This window comes from Marinobacter manganoxydans MnI7-9, from assembly GCF_000235625.1.
Taxonomy (GTDB): domain Bacteria; phylum Pseudomonadota; class Gammaproteobacteria; order Pseudomonadales; family Oleiphilaceae; genus Marinobacter; species Marinobacter manganoxydans.
Map to the genome: position 1 here is coordinate 1 of NZ_AGTR01000030.1, position 10,175 is coordinate 10,175.

Annotated in this window: 10 protein-coding genes; 6 read left to right on the forward strand and 4 right to left on the reverse strand. The window is 50.0% G+C overall.

Annotated elements, in window-relative coordinates; genetic code table 11:
- Both KYE_RS21555 and KYE_RS08120 read left to right on the forward strand, forming a co-directional pair.
- Positions 1-647 (forward strand): hypothetical protein (locus tag KYE_RS21555; protein WP_008172219.1); only part of this gene is annotated, 647 nt, incomplete at its 5' end.
- Between the two features lie 51 nt (positions 648-698).
- A complete protein-coding gene (locus KYE_RS08120) occupies positions 699-1,664 on the forward strand; it encodes a hypothetical protein (protein WP_008172220.1) in 966 nt (321 codons plus the stop codon).
- A gap of 67 nt (positions 1,665-1,731) precedes the next feature.
- On the opposite strand, the gene KYE_RS08125 is transcribed toward KYE_RS08120, so the two are convergent.
- Positions 1,732-2,985, reverse strand: coding sequence for an IS256 family transposase (locus KYE_RS08125; RefSeq protein ID WP_008172221.1), 1,254 nt, complete (start codon positions 2,983-2,985; stop codon positions 1,732-1,734).
- A 690-nt stretch (positions 2,986-3,675) separates the two neighbouring features.
- Positions 3,676-4,808, reverse strand: a protein-coding gene (locus KYE_RS08130; RefSeq protein ID WP_085986437.1) for an IS3 family transposase whose coding sequence is annotated in 2 segments (ribosomal slippage) — positions 3,676-4,538 and positions 4,538-4,808 — 1,134 coding nt in all. Because the reading frame shifts where the segments join, the coding sequence is not laid out codon by codon here.
- A 107-nt stretch (positions 4,809-4,915) separates the two neighbouring features.
- Between KYE_RS08130 and KYE_RS08140 the strand changes: the two genes are divergently transcribed.
- The 3 genes from KYE_RS08140 to KYE_RS21090 all read left to right on the forward strand — a co-directional run bounded on the left by KYE_RS08140 (position 4,916) and on the right by KYE_RS21090 (position 7,207).
- Positions 4,916-6,196: a hypothetical protein gene (locus tag KYE_RS08140; protein WP_008172224.1), complete on the forward strand. Its 1,281-nt coding sequence runs from the start codon at positions 4,916-4,918 to the stop codon at positions 6,194-6,196.
- Between the two features lie 350 nt (positions 6,197-6,546).
- Positions 6,547-6,933 carry a hypothetical protein gene (locus KYE_RS08145; protein ID WP_008172225.1) on the forward strand — a complete coding sequence of 129 codons (387 nt, stop codon included), beginning with the start codon at positions 6,547-6,549 and terminating at the stop codon, positions 6,931-6,933.
- On the forward strand, positions 6,890-7,207 hold the full coding sequence (locus KYE_RS21090; RefSeq protein ID WP_008172226.1) for a helix-turn-helix domain-containing protein: 318 nt from the start codon (positions 6,890-6,892) through the stop codon (positions 7,205-7,207). Before KYE_RS08145 ends, KYE_RS21090 begins: the two co-directional genes overlap by 44 nt.
- A gap of 193 nt (positions 7,208-7,400) precedes the next feature.
- Here the strand turns inward: KYE_RS21090 and KYE_RS08150 are convergent, their stop codons facing one another.
- Positions 7,401-7,925, reverse strand: a complete 525-nt coding sequence (locus KYE_RS08150) for a hypothetical protein (protein WP_008172227.1) — start codon at positions 7,923-7,925, stop codon at positions 7,401-7,403.
- A gap of 125 nt (positions 7,926-8,050) precedes the next feature.
- Between KYE_RS08150 and KYE_RS08155 the strand changes: the two genes are divergently transcribed.
- Positions 8,051-9,367, forward strand: a complete 1,317-nt coding sequence (locus KYE_RS08155) for an IS1380 family transposase (protein ID WP_008172228.1) — start codon at positions 8,051-8,053, stop codon at positions 9,365-9,367.
- 240 nt (positions 9,368-9,607) lie between these two features.
- On the opposite strand, the gene KYE_RS08160 is transcribed toward KYE_RS08155, so the two are convergent.
- Positions 9,608-10,012, reverse strand: coding sequence for a hypothetical protein (locus tag KYE_RS08160; protein ID WP_008172230.1), 405 nt, complete (start codon positions 10,010-10,012; stop codon positions 9,608-9,610).
- Positions 10,013-10,175: the final 163 nt, after the last annotated feature.

The window sequence follows — 10,175 nt, forward strand, 5'->3', positions numbered from 1 at the left end:
ATTTCTATTCAATACGGCCAGCACTTGAGTTTAGGCATGGACCGAGGCTCAACCAGGAAAAACATCGATACGGGAAGTTCGAAGAGCGGTGGGACGAGCCCAACAGAGCTATTAATTCATACCTCGACAAAATTGATGAGATGAACTTCCTTGCCTCGAACCTAGATGCCGACTTCTTTCTAGATTCAGATGCTGCACTGGAAGCGTATCAGTATTGGATGTCTGTGAACGATAACGCCGTTCGCCGTTCGTACACGAGATTTCTCGAAAACGCCAATCTGACGCTACGACTTGGGCTTCCAATCTATAGTTCAGATCGTTCAAGCGACTTTGTTTCCGCTCTGTCGAACGAGGAAGCTATTGATGAATTGCGAATCTTCTTGTCAGAAGCTTTTGCAGAGATAGCGAACATAAACGAGATTTCAGATCGAAGTCTTGCAAGCGACATCCTTTCTCAAGCCCATGACAAAATTCGAGATTATGAGGTCGCTGTTTCGCGAACTGCTCTGAAGAAGAAAAAAACACGGTTCTGGCTCTATAAGTTAATTGGCAGCCCCCTAGGCACCGGCATCGATATCGCCGAGCGTATCGACGAACGGAATGTACGGAGAAAGGCTGTCGGTCTAGTGCGTGATTTGCTGCAATAGGTGCTGTAAATTTTATCGATTTAAACTTTATTTAGCGCCCACAGGACGGATATGAAATTTATCAGGAAATTGCAGAAGAATATAAGCGCAGTAACTAATGGTTACTTTGCTAATTGGACTCCTGACAATCCAGTGGCTGTAGGAGATTATGGCGCTATAAAAGATTTCATTTTTATTAGAGATGGAAATATAAAAAGCCGGATAGGATCCCTTTCAATTGAAAGCGAAAGAAAAGATACGGCTGTGTTTGAAAGAAAATATGGTGTTTCGTTTTACGGAGGGGTAAAGGGGCGCGGCGGTTTACCTGAGGGAAATGCTAGTCTCAAAATCAATTTTAAGTACAAAGGTTCTTTTCTTTACCATCTTAAGGCAATAACAAATAATCAGTTCAAAGAACGGAGAGTGGCATTTGAAAAAATCTGCACAATGATACTTTCTCAAAATATAATTTGGCTAGATGATTATGTGCTGATAACGGAGGTAAAGCAAGCAGAAAGAGCTATCGTCTTAGTGGCGAACAGCTCTGGTTCAGAGGTTGAAGTCGGATATTCGTTGGACAATTTTTCTCAGCAAGACATAGGAGAAATATTCGCCAAAGCTCATTATCAAAATACAACCGATAGCATCGTAAAGTATGAGATAGACGAGAAAACAGCAATTCTATATAGGGCGGTCAGTTTTGTTGGCCTTTCCCCCGATGGCGAAAAGTACAAGCTAAGCGACTTTTTTGGAAAACTGTTCTCAAGAAGTTGGAATAGTCTTCCAGCGCCTCAGGCGATTAAGTTGAGTGAGTACACCGAGAAGAATGGTGAAATAGAGGGAACGTTCAGCTTTACTGCTTCTCATGCACCTCTTACTGTCGAGTCAATTCGGATTCGACAGGAGAAAGTCGATTTTATTTCGTTCCGAGAAAAAAGTAAAAATCAAGTTATTCCAAGAGAAATGATAAGACTAGGGGGCGGTTTTGTGGCAGAAAAGCTCATTGGGAAATTAGTGAAATCCAAAAAACGTAGCTAACCGAATACTTTGTAACTAGTCTTATTAAAACCTAAAAAGAGTTATTGTCAAATCTGGTGTATGACCATCAGGCAGCGCTCCTGTCAGATTGATCCTCCACCGGTATTCCATCCTGAAACTGCACGTTGTCCACGACCAGCTTCAGTTGGTTGAACCCCTTGATCCGCTTCCAGCGTTTCTGGGCGGATTGGAGCAACTTGAACACCATCGATAACGTGGTGTCGCGATTGCCACAAGACCGGCTCCGCTTGGTTCTCAGCCGTACTGTGGCGAAGGTGGATTCAATCGGATTGGTGGTCCGTAAGTGAATCCAGTGAATCGCCGGGAAATCGTAGAAGGCCAGCAGCTCATCCCGGTCCTTCTCCAGGTTTTCCATGGCCTTCGGGTACTTGTCCCGGAACCGCCGCAAAGCGCTGTCAAACGCCTTGTGGGCGCTGTCACGAGTCTCTGCCAGGTAGATCTCATGCAAGGCTGACTTCACCTTCGGTTGCACCGACTTGGGCAGCTTGTCCAGCACATTGGCCGTCTTGTGCACCCAGCACCGCTGGTGCCGGGTGTCCGGAAACACTTTGCTCAGAGCCTTCCAGAAGCCCAGTGCGCCGTCACCCACAGCCAGCCTGGGCGACGGCTCCAGACCACGTTCCCGCAAGTCCGTGAGCAGCTCTCGCCAACTGGCCTCGGACTCCCGGTGGCCATCCTCGACAGCCACCAATTCCTTGTGGCCATGCTCAGTCACGCCGATGATTACCAGCAGACAGAGTCGATCGTCCAGCCGGACGTTGCTGTACACGCCGTCGGCCCACCAGTACACATAGCGTTTCTGGCTCAAGTCCCGGCGCTGCCAGTCCTTGTGCTCATCCAGCCACTTCGCCTTGAGCCGGGAGACCGTGTTCGCCGACAACCCGTTGGCCTGCTCGCCGACCAGCGCGCTCAGGGCCTCCTGGAAGTCACCGGAGGAGACGCCCCGCAGGTAGAGCCAGGGAATCAGTTCCTCCAGACTCCGGGCACGCTTCAGGTAGGGTGGCAGCAGGTGGCTGTTGAAGCGAATGCCAGAGCCACTGCGGTCCCGGACTTTGGGAACCTGGACTTCTACGTCGCCGACGCCGGTCTGAACAGTGCGTTTGGGAAGGTGCCCATTGCGCACCACAGCACGGCGGCCATCCGGTGTCTTGACGTCTGCGCACTGCTTCAACAGGCTCTCCAGCTCCGTCTCGACAGCCTGTGCAATCAGATCACGGGCACCCTGACGGATTAACTCGTGCAAGGGATCGTTGCCGGCTACCTCTGGTTGTGAAAGAGCATGCAGGTTAGACTTGGACATGGCGTATCATTCCTCTGTTGGTTGTGATCGTCGCGGTGATCAACCAACAGGATACGCCACCCCTTCAACCTGCTTCCATACACCAGAAATCACCATAACTCACCTAAAAATGAATTATGCCAAATCACGATCACTGACAAATTATTGTCTTAGACCTCGATGGTAATCTCGTTTAACAATCGGCGGCACAGCGAAGACTTTTCCATTGCGGCTTCGCCTCTACTCCTAAGCCGCGTATTCTGCGGGCGTTAAATTGGGCAATGTGCGCTTTGGAGCACTATTCAGGCTGCCCTAAATAGCCCATTTCGGCATCTACAAAAGGTCCGCTTTCCAATGAAAGCGTGGCTCTTTGAAAAGGGATTTCTAATCTTCGCTTTTGTTTAAGAAATTGCGAGAGGCTTAGGAGGTCGCAAAGCGAAAGTTCACGAGCTCCCTATTGAGAAGCGACATGAGTCAAGCCTTGGAAGGCAAATCCGATCACTTCCTACAAATGTCTCAATAGAAACGGGAGCACAAAGGGGTGAGTGAGAAATTAAGGTTCTGCTAAGCTTCGGTGAAACATGGACCGATGGGGCAACCGATGGCTTGGTTTAACGTCTTTAAGTCTTACGAGCACGAGATATGAGGTGGACCCAATCAGTTGGACAACCTGATGGTGTCCCTAAGCTATGATCCAGTTGTTTCCCTGGCTCAGGCGGCCAAGGCTATGGGTTGCCCGTAGTACACCTCATCGGGCGTTTGGTAATCAAGGGTTTGGTGGTACCGGGTCTGATTGTAATGCCGGAAGTACCGGTGGAGCGCCTGCTTTAAGTGTTGTCCATCCTCGAAGGCTGTGAGGTAGACGCACTCGTGTTTGACGCTGCGCCAGAGCCGTTCCACGAAGATGTTGTCATGGTAGCAGCCCTTGCCGTCCATGCTGATCCGGATGCCATGTTCTTTGAGAGCGCCTGTGAAGGCTTCACTGGTGAACTGGGCACCCTGGTCAGTGTTGAAGATTTCTGGCGTTCCGTGGCGTTGTAGGGCTTCTTCCAGGGCATCGATACAGAAATCGGTATCCATGGTGTTGGAGACCCGCCAGGACAGCACTTTACGGCTGTACCAGTCGATGATGGCGACCAGATACATGAAGCCCCGAGCCAGCGGCACATACGAAATGTCAGTTGCCCACACCTGGTTTGGGCGATCGATTTTCAACCCTTTGAGCAGGTACGGATAAACCTTGTGCCCATCGCCCGGAATGCTGGTCCTGGGCCGTGGATACACCGCCTGAATGCCCATAGTGCGCATCAGGCGCTGAACCCGCTTGCGGTTTATCAGGTGGCCTTTGCGTTCCAGGTGGACACGCATCTTACGAGAGCCATAGTACGGCGTTTCCAGGTGCTGCTGGTCAATCAAGTACATCAGATCCAGATCCTCCTGACACTGTTCACGAGGGATGTAGTACACCGATGAGCGGCTCAGTTTGAGCAGCTCGCACTGGCGCACAAGGCTGACTTGGGGATGACCTCGCTCGATCATCGCCAACCGGCGTTGACGGTTTACTGATCGAGCTTGCGCGACAAAAAATCGCGTTCCACCGTCAGTCGGCCGATCTCGCGATAAAGCTCGTCAGAGCTGGGCTCGTTGGGCTGCTTGCCGGACTTTTTCTTGCCTTCGAAGAGGTCCGGGGCATTCTCCAGCAGTTCGCGCTTCCAGGTGCTGACCATGGTTGGATGGATCTGGAATCGGGCGGCAATTTCGGATGTGGTCTGGTCACCTTTGAGTGCGGCCAGGGCGACTTTGGACTTGAATGATGCGCTATATTGCTTGCGTTTCTTGCTCATGATTCTCCTCCTTGTGGAGATGATGAATCAGAGCTTAGGCACCTGTCCAAATTTCGGGGTCCACTTCAATAAACGAAATACGACAGTACCTAGATCAAGAGAAGAAAATGCTTGCCGAATACTCTGGCCCCTTTATTGCTGCCTATGGAAAGAAGATGGGTATTCTCATCGAAAATGGTAGGAAAAAAGCGATTTCGTTCAACACGGCAAATCCGGAGGGTGCAGAAGCAAATCGAATTTTTGCTGAAAATGGAGTCCGGTTTGCGGTCTTGGGTCAGGCTATTCGAGCCTACATGACAGACTTGAGGTCCGGCAGCTACGTAAACACAGCGGTGGAGACCGCAATTTGGGGAATTATTCTAGAGGAGGAGCGAGAATTAGTTGACTCAATCAAACCTGGCCTATCCGATTTCGTACTGAAAAATTTCGAACGCATGGCCCCATCGGCTAGGTTCGTATTCGCGAATGATCAAGCTAAGTCCCCGGACCCAGCAGAAAGAAAGAAGACGTCCGATTCCTCAAAACAATCTCATTTTAAGATCAGCCCCATTGGAGGTGACCAAAAGCGGGTATATGAAGCTTTAATTTCTATGCTTGGAGAAGAGGATACATATAGAGTTCTCGAACTACTCAGCTGCAATGAACTTGTTGTAAAGAGTTTAGGGAATTCGATTTCACGAATGAAGCTGGAATCCAGACTTTTAATCACTCTGGGATGGCTCACTAATGTCGTTGAAGACGAGTCAATTTGGAATCGGCTCCTGTCTGGCAGAGCCGATTCAGACGCATGCTTAGATCGTCAAAAATTCTCTGGGGAACAAGTTTCTCTGTCGGTGAATGAAGTTTCGGGTCTAATTAAAGATCTTACAAATCATTTTACTTTCGGCGCACAGTTGCCACCGAAGAGTAATTGCGAGTATTTAAATACTGTCCAATCACTTGCTGAGGATTCTCCGCTTAAGAACTCGAACCTAGAGGACAAAAATAGAAGCAGCCTTCGAGACCCAGTGAGTTACATGAGAGAAATAGATAATAATCTAACCTTAATCTTGCACCGAGCACTTAATATTCAGGATTCTTTTTATGGGGAATTTGTGTCAGCAGCACTCTGGCCCAGCAACGCCCGTGCGTGCGGCGTCACAGCAGGAATCAAACTAGGTCTCCCTCCTCGTGATGCGGCGATACTTATTACCTCGATAGTCAGTCAGACCTATGAACAAATACACGAAAAAATCCCAACAACGGAAGAGATAAAAAAACGTTACGATTGGTACAGAAAAGTCGCTATCAGTTTAGAGAAGGATGTTCAGAAACCAAGAATAAAAAGAAATGCAATTGATTTCCTTAAAATATTCATGGAGGAGTTCGATATAACGAAGCTATACTAAAAATATATCCAATTCCGTTTTTTATTTTAAAAACTTTTTAGGCCTAATGCAGTACTACCCGCGCGAACAAACATGCGTTGACTGAACGGGGGTTCAGGATAGACTGAAGTTCTGAGAGAGCGAACGTTCGCTTTTGTTTAAGCTGCTACGGTCGCAAAGCGAACACTCGGATCACCGAGTCAGAAAGGCACATGAGGTGGCCTCTGGGATTTTGTTACGCGAATGTTCGTTCCCGTCTGTGCTAAATTCTCTTCATGGATTTCTTAAATCTCAACTCTTATAACTATTAGGTCTTTCACAAAATGTACGCAGATTGCGTATAGTTTACTGAAGGTTTCCGAAGGATAGGTATGGACGCAGTTTTCGTAGAGCTTCCGCCTTTTGAAGCTCACCGTGAAGAATATATGGATGACAGAACATACGCTGATTTCCAGCAAGAGCTGATGAAAGACCCTGAAGCTGGAGACGTTATCCAAGGAACCGGCGGACTTCGAAAAATTCGCTTCAAAGACTCCAATAAAGGAAAGGGTAAGAGGGGCGGAATACGCGTCATCTATTACTGGTGGTCAGGAGAAAAGGAGTTTCTTTTATTTACCGTATACGGGAAAGGCGAAGTTTCTGACTTGACCCCCAAGCAGAAACAGAGATTGGCTGTTCTATTGAAGAGTGAAAAAGAGCAGCGAGGAGGTAAAGATGAAAAAAAGAAGTCTGTTCGACGAACTCGTAGAGGGTTTTGACTCTCTTGAGAGAGAACGTGAAGGGAAAATGACTCTACGCCGTCACAAGGTGGAAGAAAATCCTGTCGAATCCATATCGACAGTTGAGTTGGTTGCAATTCGCAAGAAACTAAACATGTCTCAAACTGTGTTTGCGAGGCACCTGCGTGTTGCAGAAGGAACACTAAGAAACTGGGAACAAGGCAGAGCAGAGCCTAACAAGCAAGCAACGTTGCTGATCAAGATGGCAGGAAGATATCCAGATACTATCAAGCGCTTAGAAGAAGTTGGCTGATACGAATGCAAGATCTTTAGCCTCGAACGTAGCATGCCTGTTTGTGTTTTATGTCACGGAAGCGTGCCCTGGTCGCAAAACGAACACTCAGATGGTGCGACTGAAACAGGGATGTTTACAAGGTAACCGGCCCTGGATTGCCAGCGGAGGGAACCAAAAACGGTATGTTTTTGGCGTCCAGTGGGCTGCCAAGTTATCTTTGCGACTGTGCGCGGAGAACGCCCCGCAGCCCGAATCCAAGAACAACCATTCCTAATAAGCAGCTCAGTACGCCAACTGTAAGCCAGATTGTCTTCATTTTCTGATAATGCATGGCGAGCCGCATTGCCTTTTGATTCTCGACCTTGAGCAAATTTGCTTTATTTCCCCACTCGGTCGCGGCCGGATCTAAATTTCTCATCTTTTCTTTGGTTTCTTCCTCATCACAGTCCTGGCCCTGTTCAATGCAGGATCTATGCAACGCAATCTGTTCATTCACCCGACGAGCAAACTCTGAGTACGCATAGGCAAATTTCTCAGTATCAGCCATGAACTCTATTCTTTTCACTTCCGCCGCGTCATAGGCAGACCATGGCTGATTAAAGCCATAGGCCAACAAACCAATCCCGACTGCGACTAAAAACTCATGCAGATACTTCATAGGATCATGGCCGACATTTAAAGCCGTGGATAAGCCGCCGAGTTGGCGCGGCAACGGAAATTGTTCGGCTTGGTTCATTGGTTAGGTGTTTCCTGAATCAGTGACTTCAATCGGCTAAAACTGCGCTTAAAGCCTGCAATAACAGAGCCTTAAGCGATATAATGGCACCTGACATCCATTCACCCAGTCAGTGCATTTGGCTCATGCGTACTTTCACTCTCCAGCAATCCCGAACCGAAGTCTATACACCCCATGGCGGACTGGCCTTGATAGGCCATTGTCTGAACCGGCACACGTCGCTGATCAAAACCGCTCGCACGGTCGTCAAGCGCCACGGCATTCCAAACATCGAGCTGATCCGCACCTACCTTGGCCTGATCACGCTGGGCAAGAGTGACTTCGAGGCGGTCGAGCCGGTACGCACGGATCCATTCTTCAAAACCGCCATGGGCATCAAGCAGTCGCCATCGTCAGCCCGCTTGCGGCAACGGTTTGATGAAGATGCCCGAGCCCTGACGCCGCTTTTGGATGATGCCAGCGTTGAGTTTCTTCAGTCCATCGAAGCCCCGGTATCACCTCTGGCGATGGGTCACGTTGTCCTGGATATGGACGTCTTTCCCATGGACAACAGCCAGACCCGCAAAGAGGGTGTCAGCTACACCTACAAGGGCTACGACGGCTACGCACCGATAGCGGCCTATCTGGGCCAGGAAGGCTGGTGCCTGGGCTGCGAACTGCGCCCTGGCAGCCAGCACGCCAATAATGGGTTTCTCGATACCCTCAAGCGGGTTTTACCCCGGGCCCGGGCACTGACGGACAAGCCCATCCTGCTGCGCCTGGACAGCGCACACGATGCCCGTGACAATCGCGACTTTCTGCGCGAGCAGAAGCAGGTCGACTTCCTGATCAAGTGGAATCCCCGCAAGCAGGATCCCCTGGCCTGGGCGGAGAAGGCCCAGGCTCAGAAAGCCTGGATGCTGGACCGCAACGGCAAGATGGAGGCGGTTTTATCGGAAAACCTGTCGGACGAGCCCGGGTTGCGCCAGATCGTTAAAGTCACGGTGCGCACCAGCGATGCCGGTGGCCAGCTGTATCTGGAGCCGGAGGTCAGTCTTGAAGGCTGGATTACCTCCTTGCCAGCCGAGGTGGCCGATGAACAACAAATCATGGCGTTTTACAGCGATCACGCCACCAGTGAGCAATTCCACAGCGAGTTCAAAACCGACCTGGATCTGGAGCGCCTGCCGTCCGGCAAGTTCGACACCAACAACCTGGTCATGGCCTTCGCAACACTGGGATATAACGTGCTGCGCTGGATGGGCCTGAGACTGACTGGCCCGGATGCGCCAGTGCGCCACCCGGCTAAACGCCGCCGCCTGAGAACCGTGATGCAGGAGCTGATGACCATGGCCTGTCGTCTGGTACACAGTGGCCGACAGTGGGTTCTGCGCTTTGGTCGACACTGTCCGGGCTTTGCCGTTTACCGCGACCTCTACGAAGGAATCGCCGCCTCCGGATAGGCTCGTTCGGCAGTGACCGCATCATCTTAAAACCACCCGGGAAACCATACCGGGGCAATCCGCTATTGCCTAACGACCATGGTTTGATCAAAAAGCAGCCAAATCCTGGTCTCTGGTCGACTTCAGGCTGCGCGTTTCAGGCACTCGCAACCTATTTTTCGACAATTGATGGCTCCCGTTAGCGCCGATGGCGATTTGCGGGGTATATTCGCCTGCAAAGTCACTGATTCAGGTGTTTTCTCATGTTCTATAAAGTATCCGGGCTGCTTCTGTGCCGAATAGAAAGGCTAGTTCCAATGCCAACCCAGCAATCAAAGAAATCGCGACAGCGCCAACTCCCCAGAAGCTGAACCGCTTAAGCAGGCTTGCCAACGAATCGCCATAGCCGTTATGAAAACGCGCCCAAATAAACTCATGCCAAAGCTTGAGATAACCGAACATGAGGTAGCACCACAGTGCTATTACTGAGAGTCCCAGAAGAATTGTAAATACAAATTGCTCAGACTGCTTCGACAAAAAGGCCAGTACCGCCATAACCAGCAGCCATTGCATTAACTTAAACCACTCCTCGACAATCGGCCTTGACCAATTGGCGAAGAACAGCATTATTCTATCGACCGAGTCGTCACCTTCACGTGGTTCCATAGGTAGCCCTCAACAACACCTAACACTAAACACAGCAGCGACCTTGAAATGGCAACGAGGGAGCCATGTGAAGGGCGTCCGGCAGCCATCGACCGCGAACTGCTGCGCCTTGTTATATGGTGACAAGCAAATCTCCATAACCCCAGATTACCCCTATGTGTCA

Excerpts from the sequence above, each read along its gene's own strand:
- KYE_RS08120 (WP_008172220.1), top strand. The coding sequence starts at position 699 with ATGAAATTTATCAGGAAATTGCAGAAGAATATAAGCGCAGTAACTAAT.
- KYE_RS08125 (WP_008172221.1), bottom strand. The coding sequence starts at position 2,985 with ATGTCCAAGTCTAACCTGCATGCTCTTTCACAACCAGAGGTAGCCGGC.
- KYE_RS08140 (WP_008172224.1), top strand. The coding sequence starts at position 4,916 with ATGCTTGCCGAATACTCTGGCCCCTTTATTGCTGCCTATGGAAAGAAG.
- KYE_RS08145 (WP_008172225.1), top strand. The coding sequence starts at position 6,547 with ATGGACGCAGTTTTCGTAGAGCTTCCGCCTTTTGAAGCTCACCGTGAA.
- KYE_RS21090 (WP_008172226.1), top strand. The coding sequence starts at position 6,890 with ATGAAAAAAAGAAGTCTGTTCGACGAACTCGTAGAGGGTTTTGACTCT.
- KYE_RS08150 (WP_008172227.1), bottom strand. The coding sequence starts at position 7,925 with ATGAACCAAGCCGAACAATTTCCGTTGCCGCGCCAACTCGGCGGCTTA.
- KYE_RS08155 (WP_008172228.1), top strand. The coding sequence starts at position 8,051 with ATGCGTACTTTCACTCTCCAGCAATCCCGAACCGAAGTCTATACACCC.
- KYE_RS08160 (WP_008172230.1), bottom strand. The coding sequence starts at position 10,012 with ATGGAACCACGTGAAGGTGACGACTCGGTCGATAGAATAATGCTGTTC.